This window comes from Brevundimonas sp. (genome assembly GCF_035999125.1).
In the GTDB taxonomy this organism is placed as follows: Bacteria; Pseudomonadota; Alphaproteobacteria; order Caulobacterales; family Caulobacteraceae; genus Brevundimonas.
Window position 1 is genome coordinate 212,814 of the sequence record NZ_DASYGX010000006.1, and the last position, 16,947, is coordinate 229,760.

Genomic DNA, 16,947 nt, shown 5'->3' on the forward strand with positions numbered 1-16,947 from the left:
TCACCGATCGACCACAAACCCCCGGGGGCGGTCACGCGCGGCGCTTGATCCAAGGCCGCCGCATCGCCCGCTGAAACGAAAGACGAAGACCAGACCATGGCCAAGATCATCGGCATCGACCTCGGCACCACCAACTCCTGCGTCGCGGTGATGGAGGGCGGTTCGCCCAAGGTCATCGAGAACGCCGAGGGCGCCCGCACCACCCCGTCGGTGGTCGCCATCCAGGACGGCGGCGAAATCCTCGTCGGCCAGCCGGCCAAGCGCCAGGCGGTGACCAACCCGTCCAACACCTTCTTCGCCATCAAGCGCCTGATCGGCCGCAACTTCGACGACCCCGTCGTGGCGAAGGACAAGGGCATGGTGCCCTATGAGATCGTCAAGGGCCCGACCGGCGACGCCTGGGTGAAGGCCCACGGCAAGGACTATTCGCCCCAGCAGATCAGCGCCTTCACCCTGACCAAGATGAAGGAGGCCGCGGAGGCCTATCTGGGCGAGAAGGTCACCCAGGCCGTCATCACCGTGCCCGCCTATTTCAACGACAGCCAGCGCCAGGCGACCAAGGACGCCGGCAAGATCGCCGGTCTGGAAGTCCTGCGCATCATCAACGAGCCGACCGCCGCGGCCCTGGCCTATGGCCTGGAGAAGAACGACGGCCAGAAGATCGCGGTCTATGACCTGGGCGGCGGCACCTTCGACGTCTCGATCCTGGAGATCGGCGACGGCGTGTTCGAGGTGAAGTCGACCAACGGCGACACCTTCCTGGGCGGCGAGGACTTCGACCTGCGTCTGGTCGACTATCTGGCCGACGAGTTCAAGAAGGAGCAGGGCGTCGACCTGCGTCAGGACAAGCTGGCGCTGCAACGCCTCAAGGAAGAGGCTGAAAAGGCCAAGAAGGAACTGTCCTCGACGACCCAGTACGAGGTCAACCTGCCGTTCATCACCATGAACGCCTCGGGTCCGCTGCACCTGAACATCAAGCTGTCGCGCGCCAAGCTGGAGGCGCTGGTCGAGGATCTGGTCGCCCGCACCATCGAGCCCTGCAAGAAGGCGCTGGCCGACGCCGGCATGAAGGCGTCCGACATCGACGAGGTCGTCCTGGTCGGCGGCATGACCCGCATGCCCAAGGTGCAGGAGGCCGTGAAGGCCTTCTTCGGCAAGGAGCCGCACAAGGGGGTGAACCCCGACGAGGTCGTGGCTCTGGGCGCCGCGGTCCAGGCCGGCGTGCTTCAGGGCGACGTCAAGGACGTGCTGCTGCTGGACGTGACGCCCCTGACCCTGGGCATCGAGACCCTGGGCGGTGTGTTCACCCCGCTGATCGAGCGCAACACCACCATCCCGACCAAGAAGAGCCAGGTCTTCTCGACCGCCGACGACAATCAGTCGGCCGTGACGATCCGGGTCTTCCAGGGCGAACGCCCGATGGCGGCCGACAACAAGATCCTGGGTCAGTTCGACCTGATGGGCATTCCGCCCGCACCGCGTGGCATGCCCCAGATCGAGGTCGCCTTCGACATCGACGCCAACGGCATCGTCCACGTGACGGCCAAGGACAAGGCGACCAACAAGGAGCAGTCGATCCGCATCCAGGCCAACGGCGGCCTCTCGGACGCCGACATCGACAAGATGGTCAAGGAGGCGGAGGCCAACACGACCGCCGACAAGGCCCGCAAGGAGCTGGTTGAGGCCCAGAACTCGGCCGACGCCCTGATCCACTCGACCGAGAAGGCCCTGTCCGAGCACGGCGACAAGGTCGGCGAGACCGAAAAGGCCGCCATCCAGACGGCGCTGGACGACCTGAAGGCGGCCAAGGACGGCGCCGATCCGGAAGCGATCCGCGAGAAGACCAACACCTTGGCCCAGGCCTCGATGAAGCTGGGCGAGGCCATGTACGCGGCCCAGCAAGGCTCGGGCGAAGGGGCCTCCGCAGAGGGTCAACCCGCCGACGACGGCGTGGTCGACGCGGAGTTCGAGGAAGTCTCGGACGCCGACGACAAGAAGAGCGCCTGAGGCACAGAGGTCAGGTCGTGATGGAAATGAGAGAAATTTTTTTCGCTCTCTCATTTCCATCAGTCCCTTCGGGACCGTATCGCTCCCTCCATCCGGCGCTTCACGCCACCCTCTCCCCATCGGAGGAGTGACGTGAGAGACCGGGACTGTATTTGCATCGTTCAATCCGGCCCCCATGTCAGCCGGAACGTCGATCCTGAAGCGCCCGCCAGAGGCGCGCGGCGATCGATCTGGGAAGCATGAGGACCAACGCCGAATGGCGCAGCGTGATTACTACGAAGTGCTGGGCGTCGAGCGGACGGCCGACGCCGCCGCCCTGAAGGCCGCCTATCGCAAGCTGGCGATGCAGCACCATCCGGACCGCAACGGCGGCTCGGAAGAATCGATGGCCAAGTTCAAGGAGATCTCCGAGGCCTATTCGGTCCTGTCCGACGATCAGAAGCGCGCCCATTACGACCGGTTCGGGCACGCGGGCGGTCCGGGCGGCGGCAACCCGTTCGGTCAGGGTCAGGGCTTCCACGACGTCAACGACATCTTCGCCCAGGTCTTCGGCGACGCCTTCGGGGACGTGTTCGGCGGCCGCGCCGGCGGCGGCGCGCGCGGCGGGCCGCGGCGCGGGTCGGACCTGCGCTACGACCTCGAGATCACGCTGGAGCAGGCCTATCAGGGCGCCGAGGTCGAGATTTCGGTGCCCGCGACCCTGGCCTGCTCGACCTGCGACGGGTCGGGCGCCAAGCCGGGCACCCAGCCGGTCACCTGCACCACCTGCGGCGGTCAGGGCCGCGTGCGCACGGCCAACGGCTTCTTCCAGATGGAGCGGACCTGCCCCCGCTGCGGCGGTCAGGGCAAGATGATCGCGGAGCCTTGCGGATCGTGCATGGGCCACGGACTGGTGCGCAAGACCCGCAGCCTCAGCCTAAAGATTCCCGCCGGCGTGGACGACGGCTCGCGCATCCGGCTGACGGGCGAAGGGGACGCGGGCCAGCGCGGCGGTCCGCGCGGCGACCTGTACGTCTTCCTGTCGGTGACGCCGCACGACCTGTTCGAGCGCGACAACCTCGACCTGCTCGTCACCGTGCCGGTGCCGATGACGGTCGCAGCCCTGGGCGGAGAGATCGAGGCGCCCTGTCTGGTCAGCCAGGCCTGCGACGGCAACTGCAAGGCGCCCGTCAGCGTCCCCGCCGGATCGCAGACGGGCAAGACGGTGCGGATCAAGGGCAAGGGCATGCCGCACCTGAACGGCAAGGCGCGCGGCGACCTGGTCGTCGAACTGTTCGTCGAGACGCCGACCGACCTGACGGCGCGTCAGAAGGAGCTGCTGCAGGAGCTGGCGGATTCGCTGGGCGAGACGCAGACGCCGCGCAACTCCAGCTTCACCGGCAAGGCCAAACGTTTCTGGGCCGACATCCTGGGCACCAACGAGACCGCCCAATGAGCTTCCCGGCGAACGGCGTGCTCCACGTCGGCATCTCCGGCGCCCGCGGACGGATGGGCCGAGCGGTGTCGGCGGCGCTGGACGCGCGCGACGACGTCGTGGTCGCGGCCCGCTTCGACCGGGGCGAGACGCCCGACCTGTCGCGCTGCGACGTGGTCATCGACTTCTCCACGCCCGAGGCGTCGCTGGAACTGGCGCAGGTCTGCGCCGAGGCGGGCGGGCCGGCGCTGGTCATCGGCTCGACCGGCTTCACGCCGGAGCAACTGGCGGGGATCGAGGCGGCGTCGGAGAAGGTCGCCGTGGTCCGCAGCGGCAACTTCTCGCTGGGCGTCAACATCCTGATCGGCCTGGTCGAGCACGCCGCCCAGCGGCTGGACGGCCGCGACTGGGACGTGGAGGTGCTGGAGGCGCATCACCGCCGCAAGGTCGACGCGCCGTCGGGCACGGCCCTGATGCTGGGCGAGGCGGTGGCGAACGGGCGGGACGTGGATCTGGCGGAGGTGCGCGCCGCGCCTCGCGACGGCGTCGGTCAGGTCCGCACGCCGGGCGAGATCGGTTTCGCGGCCCTGCGCGCCGGCGGCATCATCGGCGAGCACTCGGTCATCTTCGCCTCGGACGACGAGACGCTGACGCTCAGCCACTCGGCGGTCGATCGCAGCCTGTTCGCCAAGGGCGCCGTGGTCGCCGCCGCCTGGGTCCGCAGCCGCAAGCCGGGCCTCTACGACATGCAGGACGTGCTGGGCTTCCGCCAGGCTTAGACCGATCAAGGAGCGCGGACCTCCAGGTCCGCGAAACCGGCGGCGGCGCAAGTCGCGGACCTGGAGGTCCGCGCTCCTTTCAGTTGGGTTCCCGCACCCAGACGGCGCAGCGCGCGATCCAGTGTTCCAGCTCGCGGATCAGTTCGGGGAACGACCGGGTCTCGAAGCGGTGAACCACCTCTGCGTCGCCGTCGAAGGCGACCGGCACGTCCTTGCGGCGTCGCCCCTTCGGCGTGCGCGGCCACGGCTGGTAGCCCACGCTCATGACGAAGACGCCGTCGGGATCGAACTCCGGCGTGAACTCGACGTCGATGTCGAAGCGTCGCCCCGGGTTGGTCGCACTGAACTGAGACGAGCCGCCGACCTCGCTCAGGTCCGCGTCCATGCCGACTCGCAGCTTGTTGATCCCCACCGTCCAACCACCCGGGATGCGCAGGGGCACGAGCTCCAGATAGGCCGGCGAGCGGGGGTACAGGTCCTCGTCGCGCGGCAGGCTCCCCATCAGAACCCCTGCGCCCGCGCCAGCGCCTCCTGATGGAAGGCGGCGTCGCCCAGCAGCTCGTTCAGGACGCGGACGCGCTTCATGTAGAGGCCGACGTCGAACTCGTCGGTCATGCCGACGCCGCCGTGCATCTGCACCGCCTCCTGCACCGCCAGTTCGGCGACGCGGCCGGCCTTGGCCTTGGCGACGGAGACGGCCAGACCGGCGTCCTCGCGGCCCGCGTCCAGCGCCTGCAGGGCAGCCAGAACCGCCGCCTGGGCGATCTCGATCTCGGTGAACAGGTGGGCGGCGCGGTGCTGCAGGGCCTGGAACTCGCCGATCGCCTTGCCGAACTGCTTGCGGGTGCGCAGGTACTCCAACATGATCTGGAAGGCTTGGTCCCCCGCCCCGATCAGGGACGCGGCGGCGCAGGCGCGGCCGAGGTTCAGGGCGGCGCTCAGGGGTCCTTCGCCGCCGTCCACCGCGCCGATCACGGCGTCGGCGTCCACGCGGACGTCGCTCAGCGTGACCCGCGCGGCGTTGTGGGCGTCGACCATGACGGTGCGCTCGATCTCGACGCCGTCCGTCTTCGGATCGATCAGGAACAGGGTCGTGCCGCCGTCGGTCTTCGCTGCCACGATCAGGGCGTCGGCGACGTGGCCGTCCAGCACGAAGCCCTTGGCGCCGTTCAGGACGAAGCCGTTGCCCTGACGCTGCGCCGTCACAGCGATGCGGGCGGGCGCGTGCTTGGGCCCCTCGTCCACGGCCAGCGACAGGATCGCCTCGCCCGCCGCGATCCGGGGCAGCCAGGCCTTCTGCGCCCCGGACCCTGCCTGCGTCAGCACGGTCGCGGCCAGCACGGACGAGCTGAGGAAGGGCGAGGGCGTCAGGGTGCGGCCCAGGCTCTCGGCGATGACCCCGGCTTCGACTGCGCCGAGGCCCGAGCCGCCGTCCGCCTCGGGGATCACCACCCCGGCGAAGCCCATCTCCCCGAACGCGGCCCACAGCTCGCGCGAGACGCCGTCGGGGTCGCGGGTATCGCGCAGCTTGCGCAGATGCGCGATCGGCGCGCGCTCGGTCAGGAAGCCGTCGGCGGCCTCCTTCAGCATGGTCTGTTCGTCGGTCAGGATCAGCATGAAGCCTCCGTCCTTCCCCCCTTGCGGGGGAAGGTGGCTCGCGGAGCGAGACGGATGGGGGGTGAAACACGGTAAGCGATGATTGGCGGGCGGTCGGCGCAGGTCAGGCAGCCACCCCATCCGAGCGGCTCCGCCGCCCACCTTCCCCGGCGAGCGGTGAAGGACGCGAGCGACGCCATCCTCACGCCCCCGGCAGCTGGAGGACGTGTTTGGCGAGGATGTTCAGCTGGATCTCGCTGGTCCCGCCCTCGATGGAGTTGGCCTTGGTGCGCAGCCAGTCGCGGGCCATGGCGCCGTCGCGCGACCGCTCGCCCTCCCACTCCAGCGCGCCCGACCCGCCGGCGGCCATCAGCAGCTCGTGCCGCCGCTTGTTCAGCTCCGACCCATAGTATTTCAGCATCGACGCCAGCGCCGGGTGCGCCTGTTTCGCCTTCATCCGGTCTCCGGTGCGCTCCAGCGCCAGGCGGAAGGCCGCGGCGTCCACCTCCAGCTCGGCGATCCGTGCACGGAGCATGGGGTCCAGCAGGCGGCCGTCGTCGTCCGTGCCGATCGAGCCGGTCGCGACCTGGCCCAGCGGGCGGCCGCCGCCGATCTCTCCCATCGCGCCGATCATGGTCCGCTCGTGCGCCAGCAGGTGCTTGGCCACGTCCCAGCCGCGGTTCAGCTCCCCGACCAGATTCTCCTTCTCCACCCGCACGTCGTCGAAGAAGGTCTCGCAGAAGGGCGACTTGCCCGAGATCAGCGTGATCGGCTTGGTCGTCACCCCCGGCGTCGCCATGTCGAACAGGACGAAGCTGATGCCCAGATGCTTGGGCGCCTCCGGATCGGTGCGCACCAGACAGAAGATCCAGTCCGCCTTGTCGGCATAGCTGGTCCACACCTTCTGGCCGTTCACGATCCAGTGGTCGCCGCGGTCCTCGGCCCGGGTCTGCAGGCCGGCCAGGTCCGACCCCGCGCCCGGCTCGGAATAGCCTTGGCACCAGCGGATCTCGCCGCGCACGATCTCGGGCAGGAAGCGCTTCTTCTGCTCCTCGCTGCCGAACTTCAGCAGGGCCGGGCCCAGCATCCAGACGCCGAAGCTGTTCAGCGCCGGCTGCGCGCCCAGGCGCGCCAGCTCCTGGGCCAGCACCTTGGCCTGTTCCCGCGACAGGCCGCCGCCGCCGTATTCCGTCGGCCATTCCGGCGCGGTCCAACCCCGCTCGCCCATGACCTTCAGCCAGCGTTCGTGCCCCGGGGTGGCGAAGACGGCCTTGCGCCCGCCCCAGATCACCTCGTCCTCGGACCGCACCGGCCCCCGCACCTCGGGCGGACAGTGGGTTTCCAGCCAGGCGCGGGTTTCCGCGCGGAAATCGTCGAGCTCGGTCATGCTGCGGATGGAGCCACGCTTACGCCGGGGGAGGCAAGAGCGGGCGGTGATCGATTCCGGCCCGACGACGTTTGCAGCACAGGACCCTGCGGAGACCTCGGTGCGCGGAGAGCTGAAGACCTATCGCGCCAAACGGCGCTTCGACGAGACGCCCGAGCCCAAGGGGGCCAAGGGCCGGTCGAGCCACGCCCGTCAGCTGCGCTTTCTGATCCAGCGGCACGCGGCGACGCGGCTGCACTACGATTTCCGCATCGAGCACGACGGGGTGCTGAAGTCCTGGGCGGTGACCAAGGCGCCGTCGCGCGATCCCGGCGTCAAGCGGCTGGCGGTGGAGGTCGAGGACCACCCCCTGGACTACGGCGATTTCGAAGGCACGATCCCCGACGGGAACTACGGCGCCGGCACGGTGCAGCTGTGGGACACCGGCGCCTGGACCCCGCAACATCCCGAGACGCTGGAAGCGGACTTCGCCCGGGGCTCGGTGAAGATGTGCCTGCACGGCGAGCGGCTGAAAGGCGGCTGGGCCCTGGTGCGGCTGAAGTCCGATCGCGGCAAGCCGTCAAAGCGGGCCAACTGGCTGCTGATCAAGGAGAAGGACGACCACGCCGTGCCGGGCGAAGGCGACGCCCTGGCGGAGGTCGACGCCTCGATCGCCACCGGCCGGTCCCTGGCGCAGATCGCGCGCGGCGACGAGCGCTGGACGACGTCCAAGGCGACCGGGCGCAAGGGCCCCAAGGTCCCGCCCCCGACCAAGGCGCGCGCGGCGACCGAGAGACCGCACGCCTTCGTGCCGATCCAGATGTGCAGCGTCGTTGATCATCCGCCGGGCGGCGCCGGCTGGGCGCACGAGATCAAGTTCGACGGCTATCGCATCCAGATCGCGGTCGGCGGCGGCAAGGCGACCCTGAGGACGCGCAAGGGGCTGGACTGGACCTACCGCTTTCCGGAGCTGGTCAAGGACGCGGCGACCTGGCCGGACGGCGTGGTGGACGGGGAACTGTGCGCGCTCGACGCCGATCGGATGCCGGACTTTTCGGCGCTGCAGGCCGCCATTTCGGACGGGAAGACGGGCGGGTTGATCTATTTCGCCTTCGACCTGCTGTTCGAGGGGCAGGAGGACCTGCGCGCCCTGGCGCTGTCGCACAGAAAGGCGCGGCTGGAGGCCTGGGTGGCGCGCGCACCCAAGAAGGCCGCCGGCCGGCTGCGCTACGTCGAGCATTTCGGGTCGACCGGGCAGGCCGTGCTGGAAAGCGCCTGCCGCATGGACCTGGAGGGCGTGATCTCCAAGAATCTGGACGCGCCCTACCGGGCCGGGCGGAGCGCGACGTGGGTCAAGTCCAAGTGTCGAGGGCGCGACGAGGTGGTGATCGGCGGCTGGTCGTCGGAAGGCGGCGCGCGGTTCCGGTCCCTGCTGGTCGGCGTTCGGGAGAAGGGCGGGCTGAGGTACCTGGGCCGGGTCGGCACGGGCTACGGCGCGGCGGTGACGAAGACCCTGGTCCCGGCCTTGAAGGCGCAGGCGGCCGATCAGAGCCCCTTCGCGGGCGCCGGCGCCCCCAAGAGCGGGCGCGACGTGCACTGGGTGAAGCCGGTCCTGGTGGCGGAGATCGAACACGGCGGCTGGACCGAGGGCGGATCCCTGCGTCAGGCCGCGTTCAAGGGCCTGCGCGAGGACAAGACGGCCCAGGAGGTGACGGCCCGGCCCCAGGCGCCGTCCCCGGGGGCGAAACCGGCGCCCTCCGCGGCGACGGCGCCGGCCGCGCCCAAGGGCAAGCTCGCGGTCGCCGGGGTGACCCTGTCCAATCCGGACAAGGTGCTGTGGCCCGCCCTGGACGGCCGCCCGGCGATCACCAAGGCCGACCTAGCGCGGTACTATGAGGCGGCGGCGGACCGGCTGCTGCAGCACGTCGGCGACCGGCCGGTGTCCATCATCCGCGCGCCCGACGGGATCGGCGGGCAGAAATTCTTCCAGCGGCACGCCATGGCCGGCTTCAGCCCCCGGCTGAAGCTGATCGACGTGCACGAGCGCGAGCCCTACGTCGCCGTCACGGACGTCGGCGGCCTGGCGGCGGTGGCGCAGTCCGGCGGGCTGGAGCTGCATCCTTGGGGCTGCGCGCCGGGCGATCCGGAAACGCCGGATCAGATCACCTTCGATCTGGACCCGGACGAAGGCCTGGAGTTCGCCGCCGTCATCGCCGGGGCCAAGGCGGTGAAGGCGCGGCTCGAGGACCTGGGCCTGCCCGCCTTCGTCAAGACCACCGGCGGCAAGGGTCTTCACGTCGTCGCCCCGATCCGCGCCGACGCGCGCAGCGCCGTGACCTGGGACCAGGCCAAGGCCTTCGCCAAGGCGGTGGCGGAGGCGATCCGCGCGGACGCTCCCGACCGGTTCACCATCACCCTGGCGAAGAAGGCGCGGGGCGGTAAGATCTTCGTCGACTATCTGCGCAACGGGCGGATGGCGACCGCGGTCGCGCCCTGGTCGCCGCGCGCGCGGCCGGGCGCGGGCATCGCCACGCCGCTCTCCTGGGCCCAGGTGAAAAGCGGACTGGAGCCGGCGGCGTTCAACCTCGCGACCTATCCCAGCCTGTTGAAGAAGGCCGATCCGTGGGCGGACTTTCGCGCCGCCGCCGTCTCGCTGAAGCCCGCCTTGCGAAGGATGGGCGTGGCCTGAACACGCCCTTGTGTCAGGCCGCCTTCTTTTTGGCCGCAGGTTTGCGCGCGGGCGCGTTCTTGGCCGCCGCCTTCGCGGGCGCCTTGCCGGCGCCGGATCCCGCAGATCCCTGAAGGCTCTTCTTCAGCGCGGCCATCAGGTCCACGACGTTGGTGTCCTCCGGCTCGGGCGCCGCGACTAGGCCCTTACCGCCCTTGGTCTTGGCCTTGATCAGCTCGCGCAGGGCCGCGTCGTAGCGGTCCTTGAACTCGGCCGCGTCGAAATCGGCCTCCTTCTGGGCGATGAGGCGCGCGGCGATCTCGACCATGTCGGCGTCCGCCTTCACCGAGGGGATGTCGTCGAAATAGTCCGCCGCCTCGCGCACCTCCTCATGCGCGCGCAGGGTATAGGCGACCAGACCCTTGTCGCGCACCTCCAGCGCCACCTGGCGCTCCTTGCCGCGCAGGACCAGGCAGCCCAGCGCGACCTTGCCCTGTTTCTTCATGGCGTCCCGGATGACGGCGAAGGCTTCGACCCCGGCGCCCTTCTCGGGCACCACATAGTGGGGCGCGTCCCAGTACAGCCGGTCGATGTCCGCCTCGTCGACGAACTTGTCGATGGATATGGTTTTGGTGCTCTCCAGCTTCACCTGATCGAAGTCGGCGTCGTCGAACAGGACGTACTCGCCCTTCGACACCTCATAGCCGCGCACCAGATCCGACCGCTCCACGGGACCGACGTCGGGATCGGTCGGCACCATGCGGATGCGGTTGTTCGTGTCCGGATTGATCAGATGAAACCGCACGTCGTTGGTGCTGGTCGTCGCCGGGTAGAGGGCGACGGGGCAGGTCACGAGCGAGAGCTTCAGATGCCCCTGCCATGTGGGCCGCGCGACCATGGGAAACTCCGTCGTTTCAGAACGCGGAGTCGAACGCGGGGGACGAGAGGGGGTTCACCGAAGTTCGGTCCAAGAAAAAGGGCGGGCCCGTCGCCGGACCCGCCCTCTTCGTGGACGGACTTCCCGAGGCGCGCCGTGCGCGCTTCGATCAGCTTAAAAGTCCATGTCGCCCATGCCGCCCATGCCGCCCGGGGCGCCGCCGGCCGGGGCCGACTTCTTGGGGGCGTCGGCGACGGCCGCTTCGGTGGTGATCAGGATGCCGGCCACGGAGGCGGCGTCCTGAAGCGCGGTGCGGACCACCTTGGCGGGGTCGATCACGCCCATGGCGACCAGATCGCCGTACTCTTCGGTCTGGGCGTTGAAGCCGTAGGTGGCGCCGGGGTTTTCCAGCACCTTGCCGACCACGATCGAGCCTTCGACGCCGGCGTTCTCGACGATCTGCCGGATCGGAGCCTGGATGGCGCGACGGATGATGGCGATGCCGGCGGTCTGGTCGGCGTTGTCGCCGGTCAGGCCTTCCAGAGCCTTGGTCGCCTTCAGCAGGGCGATGCCGCCGCCCGGGACGATGCCTTCTTCCACCGCAGCGCGGGTGGCGTTCAGGGCGTCGTCGACGCGGTCCTTCTTCTCCTTGACCTCGACCTCGGTCGAGCCGCCGACGCGGATGACCGCGACGCCGCCGGCCAGCTTGGCCAGACGCTCCTGCAGCTTCTCCTTGTCGTAGTCCGAGGTGGTGTCCTCGATCTGCTTCTTGATCTGGCCGATGCGGGCCTCGATCGCGTCCTTCTCACCGACGCCGTCCACCAGGGTGGTGTCGTCCTTGGTGATGGTGACCTTCTTGGCCTTGCCGAGCATGTCGAGGGTGACGTTCTCCAGCTTGATGCCCAGGTCCTCGGAGATGACCTGGCCGCCGGTCAGGACGGCGATGTCCTCCAGCATGGCCTTGCGGCGGTCGCCGAAGCCCGGCGCCTTGACGGCGGCGACGCGCAGGCCGCCGCGCAGGCGGTTGACCACCAGGGTGGCCAGGGCCTCGCCCTCGATGTCCTCGGCGACGATCAGCAGCGGACGGCCCGACTGCACCACGGCCTCCAGGATCGGCAGCATGGGCTGCAGGCTGGACAGCTTCTTCTCGTGCAGCAGGATCAGGGGCTCTTCGAGCTCGGCCTGCATCTTGTCGGCGTTGGTGATGAAATAGGGCGACAGGTAGCCGCGGTCGAACTGCATGCCTTCGACGACGTCCAGCTCGGTCTCGGCGGTCTTGGCTTCCTCGACCGTGATGACGCCTTCGTTGCCGACCTTCTCCATGGCGCGGGCGATCATCTCGCCGACCTCGGCGTCGCCGTTGGCCGAGATGGTGCCGACCTGGGCGATCTCGGTGTTGGCCGAGACCTTCTTGGACGAGGCCTTGATGTCGGCGATGACGGCGGCCACGGCCTTGTCGATGCCGCGCTTCAGGTCCATCGGGTTCATGCCGGCGGCGACCGACTTCAGGCCTTCCTGGACGATCGACTGGGCCAGGACGGTGGCGGTGGTGGTGCCGTCGCCCGCCTTGTCGTTGGTCTTGGAGGCGACCTCACGGATCATCTGGGCGCCCATGTTCTCGAAGGCGTCCTCCAGCTCGATCTCCTTGGCCACCGAGACGCCGTCCTTGGTCGAGCGCGGGGCGCCGAAGGACTTCTGGATGACGACGTTGCGGCCCTTGGGACCCAGGGTGACCTTCACCGCATTGGCGAGGACGTTGACGCCGCGCAGCATCTTGTCGCGCGCGTCGGTGTTGAACTGAACGATCTTGGCGGCCATGTGCGGCTGCTCCTTATCTGTCTGTTTGTGAGAGAGAAATCAGGTCGTCGGGTGCTTACGACAGCACGCCCAGGACGTCCGATTCCTTCATGATGATCAGGTCTTCGCCGTCGATCTTGACCTCGGTGCCCGACCATTTGCCGAACAGGATGCGGTCGCCGGCCTTCAGCTCCAGGGCATTGACCTTGCCCGTATCGTCACGGGCGCCCGGGCCGACGGAGACGACTTCGCCTTCCTGCGGCTTCTCCTTGGCAGTGTCGGGGATGATGATCCCGCCCTTGGTCTTGGATTCCTCTTCCACGCGCTTGACCAGCACGCGATCGCCGAGCGGACGAAACGCCATCTGTAGTTCTCCCTTCAGGGCCTCTGATGATTGAGCGCCCCCGGACGTCGGCGCTTTTTGGCAGCCGCCGCGCCCGAGTGCTAACGCGCCGCGGAAGTAGGTCCGGCTCGAGTTGGCGTCAAGGGCGGAGAGCCCGATTCAGTCAGGAGATTTCGCCAGCCAGGCGGCCTGGACGAGGCGGCGAAACAGCGGGGCCGCGCGGCGGGTGGGATCGCCGCCCTCCAGCCGTCGCCCGTCACGCCGGAACAGGGCGTCGCGGGCGGGTCTGAGCACGGCCAGCGCTTCGTCGGCGCGTCCGGCGCGGGCCAGGAAGCCGCCGTGGTCCGCAGCCTGAAAGACGGCGTCAGGATGCCCTGCCGGCTGGCGGGCGGCGAGGATGGCGCCGGCGCGGATCATCAGGGCCTCGGCCTCATCCGGCCGGCCCAGTCCGATCAGGGCTTGGCCATAACCGTCCAGCGTGGTGACGAGATCCGGGCCGTCGGCGCCCAGCCCCGCCTCCAGCACCGGCAGCGCCGTCTGGAACAGCGGCAGGGCCTCGGCATGGCGGCCCTGATCGACCAGGCTGAAGGCCAGATTGGCGGTGGCGATGCCGGTGAAGGGGTGGTCCGGGCCCACCAGCTCCAGCGCGATGGCCAGCGCCTGCCGGAAGATCGGCTCGGCCAGGTCGCCGCGCCCGGTGAGGTGCAGCAGCCAGCCGTGGTTGGTCAGGGTCTGGGCCAGCAGCACGGGGTTCTCCACCCGCTCGGCGATGGCCACGGCGCGGCGGTGCGAGCGCTCCGCCTCGTCCATGCGGCCGGTGCGGCGCAGGATGTTGCCCAGGTTGCTGAGCGCCAGCGCCACCTGCTCGTCCTCGGCGCCGTAGGCGGCCTCGTAGATCACCAGCGCCCGCCGCTGAGGCGGTTCGGCCTCGGCGTAGCGGCCCTGGGCCATCAGGGCGTTGGCCAGCTGGTTCAGGGCGTCGCCGACGTAGGGATCGTCGGGACCCAGAAGCCCGGTCCGCAGGGCGATGACGGTCCGCGCCGCGCCTTCCGCCTCGGCGAAGCGGCCCAGCACGTCCAGGTTCTTGCCGCGCTCATAAGTCAGGTCGGCGATCTGGTCCGGCTCCGTCGCCAGGGCGAGCGCCCGCTCGGCGACGGCCAAGGCTTCGTCGTGGCGACCCTGGATGTATCGCATGCGGGACTGCGTCAGCAGCACCGGGACCAGTTCCGGCGACGTCGGGCCGAACGCGGTCTCCGCTATGCCCAGCGCCTGCCCGATCGCGGCGTCCGCATCGGCCTCGCGCCGCAGCGCCAGCCGGATTTTGGCGGTCTCGACATAGGCCTCCGTCGCGGCCCGTGCGTCGCCGCGCAAGTCGGCGGCTTGGGCGACCCGGAGGTAGGCGATCTCGGCCCCGGCCAGATCCCCCGCCTCGGCCAGCGCGCGCGCGTCCGAAATCCGCACGTCCGTCGAGGGCGCCGGGATCGGAGGAGGCGGAGGCGGAGGCGGAGGAGGAGGCGGCGGCGCGACGGGAGGCGGGGGTGGGGGCGGCGGGGGCGGCACGTCCTGAGCGGTCGCGCAGCCGGCCAGCACCAGCGAGGCCAGCACTGCCGCGCCGGCGATCGATCGTCTGAGGCCGCTCCACGTCCGCATGCCCCGACCCTGCCGGTCCGCAAGCGCCACGGCAAGGCGCACGGCATGAACGCCGGTTGAACGGCGCGTTTCCGGGGCAGTTCAGGCCCCATGGGGCAAGGTGCGGACATACCTCATGAAAGGAGCGCCGACATGAAGACGAAGATGTTGATGGCCGCGGCCGCCCCCCTGGCCGCCCTGACGCTGACGGCCGCCCCGGCGGCGGCGCAGGACTATCGCTATGACCGCGACCGGGATCGGAACGATTCCACCCGTGACGCCCTGATCGGCGCCGCAGTGGGCGCCGTGGCCGGGGCCGTGATCGGCCAGGGCGACGGCACCTACATCCTTGGCGGGGCGCTGGCCGGCGCCGCGGTGGGCGCGACCGCGACCGCGAACGGCGGCGACGACTGCGGCTTCTACCGCGACGGCCGCTGCTGGCGGAACCAGGGCCACTGGGAACGCGAGAACGGCATCGACCGCAACCGCTACGGCTACCAAACCGGCTACGGCTACGATCAGCGCTACGTCGATGGCCGGACCTATCAGGGACGCGGCTACTGGCGGGACGGTCGCTTCTGGCGGAACCACGGCGAGTGGCGCAGCGCTCAGAACCGTCAGGACCGCGACTGGCGCTACGATCGCCGCTGGTAAGTCCTAGGACTTCTTCCTGACCGACAGGAACGAGGGGCGCGCTTCCTTTGCGGGGGCGCGCTCCTTTTCTTTTTTCGGCTTGTCCGGCCTCGACTTCGCACTGGGCTCCGGCGCCGGTTTGGGGGCGGGTCGCGTCGCCAGCCGGGTCAGGAGGGCGGCGGTGGAGGGGTCGAGGTCCGCCGACGGCGCGCCGGCCTCGGCGTCCGCCAGAAGGCTGCGGGCCATGGCCTTGCCCAGTTCCACGCCCCACTGGTCGAAGCTGTTGATCCCCCAGATCACGCCCTCGACGAAGGTCTTGTGCTCGTAAAGGGCCAGCAGCGCCCCGACCGCGCGGGGCGTCAGCGCATCGAGCACCAGCGTGCTGGACGGACGGTCGCCCGGGAACGCCTTATGCGGGGCCAGACGGTCGGCTTCTTCCGCTTCGACGCCCAGTTCCAGCATTTCCGCGCGCGCCTGATCCGCCGTCTTGCCCACCATGAGCGCGCGCGCCTGCGCCAGGGCGTTGGACCACAGCGGCGCCTCCGAAGCGCCCGCTCCGGTCGTGTCGCGCACCACGACGAACTCGGCGGGCACCACCTGCGGCCCTTGGTGCAGCTGCTGGAAGAAGGCGTGCTGGCCGTTGGTGCCGGGTTCGCCGAAAACGATCGGTCCCGAAGCGGCGACCGGCGCGCCGGCCAGCGTTACGCCCTTGCCGTTCGATTCCATCTCCAGCTGCTGCAGGAAGGCCGGCAGGCGGCGCAGCCCGTGGGCATAGGGGGCGACGGTGCGGGCCGTCCGGTCCAGCCCCGCGACGTTGAAGATCTGGGCCAGCGCCAGCAGGACGGGCGCATTGCCCTCCAGCGGCGCGGTGCGGAAGTGGGCGTCCATCTCCGCGGCGCCCTCGAGCATCTCGGAGAAGACGTCCCAGCCCAGGCCGACGGCGCAAGACAGGCCGACCGCCGACCACAGCGAATAGCGACCGCCCACCCAGTCGCGGAAGGCGAAGGTGCGGCCGCAACCGAACGCCTCGGCCCGCTCCGGCGCCGCGGTGACGCCGACGATGTGCCGGCCCAGGTGCTTGGCGGGCACGGCGGTCTTCAGCCAGTCGCGCGCCAGCTCGGCGTTGGCCAGGGTCTCCTGCGTGGTAAAGGTCTTGGACACGACCACGACCAGGGTCGCCTCCGGGTCCAGCCCGGCCAGCGCCTCGGCCATCTCGCGCGGATCGACGTTGGCGACGAAGCGCATGTCGAGGGTGGGCTCCACGGGGCGCAGGGCGTCCCATACCAGGCGGGGGCCCAGGTCCGACCCGCCGATGCCGATGTGCACGACCGCCTCGAACGGCCGCCCGCCCGTGCCGGTCTCGCGCGCGGTGCGGACGTCCTCGGCGAACTCCGCCATCGCCTCGCGCACGGCCTCGACCTCGTGCGAGACCGGTTCGCCCAGCGCCGTGAAGGTCGCGCCGTCGGGGGCGCGCAGGGCGGGGTGCAGGACCGCGCGGCCTTCGGTGGGATTGACCACCTCCCCGCCGAACAGGGCGCCACGACGCTCCTCGACCCCGGCGGCGCGGGCCAGATCCAGCGCCGCGGCCAGGCCCGCCTGGGACCACGGCTGTTTCGACAGGTCCAGCGCCAGGCCCGCCGCCTCCAGAGTCATCCACTCCAGCCGGTCGGGCTCGCGGCCGAACCAGTCGACGATGCGGGTCTTCGCATCAGCCTCTGCGGCGCGGCGAAAGGCCTTCCAGGCCTTGTCGAGGGCAGCGGGGCGGGCGGTCGGCATCATCGGCTCCGAAGTCGGTCGTCAAGCGTCCGTTTACGGCTGGGGCGTACCCCCATTCAATG

General features: G+C 69.9%; 12 protein-coding genes and 1 pseudogene. 5 read left to right on the forward strand and 8 right to left on the reverse strand.

The window, feature by feature from the left end:
• Positions 1 to 96 precede the first annotated feature (96 nt).
• The 3 genes from dnaK to dapB all read left to right on the forward strand — a co-directional run bounded on the left by dnaK (position 97) and on the right by dapB (position 4,200).
• Complete coding sequence (gene dnaK / locus VGN45_RS04980) at positions 97 to 2,007, forward strand: molecular chaperone DnaK (protein WP_327459983.1); 1,911 nt, start codon at positions 97 to 99, stop codon at positions 2,005 to 2,007.
• A gap of 256 nt (positions 2,008 to 2,263) precedes the next feature.
• Positions 2,264 to 3,442 (forward strand): molecular chaperone DnaJ, encoded by a 1,179-nt coding sequence (gene dnaJ, locus VGN45_RS04985; RefSeq protein WP_327459985.1) that lies wholly within the window; start codon positions 2,264 to 2,266, stop codon positions 3,440 to 3,442.
• Complete coding sequence (gene dapB / locus VGN45_RS04990; RefSeq protein ID WP_327459987.1) at positions 3,439 to 4,200, forward strand: 4-hydroxy-tetrahydrodipicolinate reductase; 762 nt, start codon at positions 3,439 to 3,441, stop codon at positions 4,198 to 4,200. The genes dnaJ and dapB overlap by 4 nt, the downstream gene beginning before the upstream one ends.
• Positions 4,201 to 4,279: 79 nt before the next feature.
• On the opposite strand, the gene VGN45_RS04995 is transcribed toward dapB, so the two are convergent.
• The 3 genes from VGN45_RS04995 to VGN45_RS05005 all read right to left on the reverse strand — a co-directional run bounded on the left by VGN45_RS04995 (position 4,280) and on the right by VGN45_RS05005 (position 7,183).
• Complete coding sequence (locus tag VGN45_RS04995; RefSeq protein WP_327459989.1) at positions 4,280 to 4,702, reverse strand: hypothetical protein; 423 nt, start codon at positions 4,700 to 4,702, stop codon at positions 4,280 to 4,282.
• Positions 4,702 to 5,817, reverse strand: coding sequence for an acyl-CoA dehydrogenase family protein (locus tag VGN45_RS05000; protein ID WP_327459991.1), 1,116 nt, complete (start codon positions 5,815 to 5,817; stop codon positions 4,702 to 4,704). Before VGN45_RS05000 ends, VGN45_RS04995 begins: the two co-directional genes overlap by 1 nt.
• A 181-nt stretch (positions 5,818 to 5,998) precedes the next feature.
• Positions 5,999 to 7,183, reverse strand: coding sequence for an acyl-CoA dehydrogenase family protein (locus VGN45_RS05005; RefSeq protein WP_327459993.1), 1,185 nt, complete (start codon positions 7,181 to 7,183; stop codon positions 5,999 to 6,001).
• A 100-nt stretch (positions 7,184 to 7,283) separates the two neighbouring features.
• Between VGN45_RS05005 and ligD the strand changes: the two genes are divergently transcribed.
• Positions 7,284 to 9,851 (forward strand): DNA ligase D, encoded by a 2,568-nt coding sequence (gene ligD / locus VGN45_RS05010; RefSeq protein ID WP_327460186.1) that lies wholly within the window; start codon positions 7,284 to 7,286, stop codon positions 9,849 to 9,851.
• A gap of 13 nt (positions 9,852 to 9,864) precedes the next feature.
• On the opposite strand, the gene VGN45_RS05015 is transcribed toward ligD, so the two are convergent.
• The 4 genes from VGN45_RS05015 to VGN45_RS05030 all read right to left on the reverse strand — a co-directional run bounded on the left by VGN45_RS05015 (position 9,865) and on the right by VGN45_RS05030 (position 14,308).
• Entirely contained in the window at positions 9,865 to 10,728 is an 864-nt protein-coding gene (locus VGN45_RS05015) for a Ku protein (RefSeq protein ID WP_327459995.1), read from the reverse strand.
• Positions 10,729 to 10,881: 153 nt separating this feature from the next.
• The gene (gene groL, locus VGN45_RS05020) at positions 10,882 to 12,525 is read right to left on the reverse strand and encodes a chaperonin GroEL (protein ID WP_327459998.1); all 1,644 of its coding nucleotides are present in this window, start codon (positions 12,523 to 12,525) and stop codon (positions 10,882 to 10,884) included.
• A 55-nt stretch (positions 12,526 to 12,580) separates the two neighbouring features.
• Positions 12,581 to 12,868 (reverse strand): co-chaperone GroES, encoded by a 288-nt coding sequence (gene groES / locus VGN45_RS05025; protein WP_055808823.1) that lies wholly within the window; start codon positions 12,866 to 12,868, stop codon positions 12,581 to 12,583.
• Positions 12,869 to 13,006: 138 nt separating this feature from the next.
• Complete coding sequence (locus VGN45_RS05030) at positions 13,007 to 14,308, reverse strand: tetratricopeptide repeat protein (protein WP_327460003.1); 1,302 nt, start codon at positions 14,306 to 14,308, stop codon at positions 13,007 to 13,009.
• A 321-nt stretch (positions 14,309 to 14,629) separates the two neighbouring features.
• Here VGN45_RS05030 and VGN45_RS05035 point away from each other — a divergent pair, with 321 nt between their 5' ends.
• Complete coding sequence (locus VGN45_RS05035) at positions 14,630 to 15,130, forward strand: hypothetical protein (protein ID WP_327460005.1); 501 nt, start codon at positions 14,630 to 14,632, stop codon at positions 15,128 to 15,130.
• 138 nt (positions 15,131 to 15,268) lie between these two features.
• Here VGN45_RS05035 and pgi read toward each other — a convergent pair.
• Positions 15,269 to 16,885: pseudogene (gene pgi / locus VGN45_RS05040) on the reverse strand (glucose-6-phosphate isomerase); the annotation flags it as partial.
• Positions 16,886 to 16,947 lie beyond the last annotated feature (62 nt).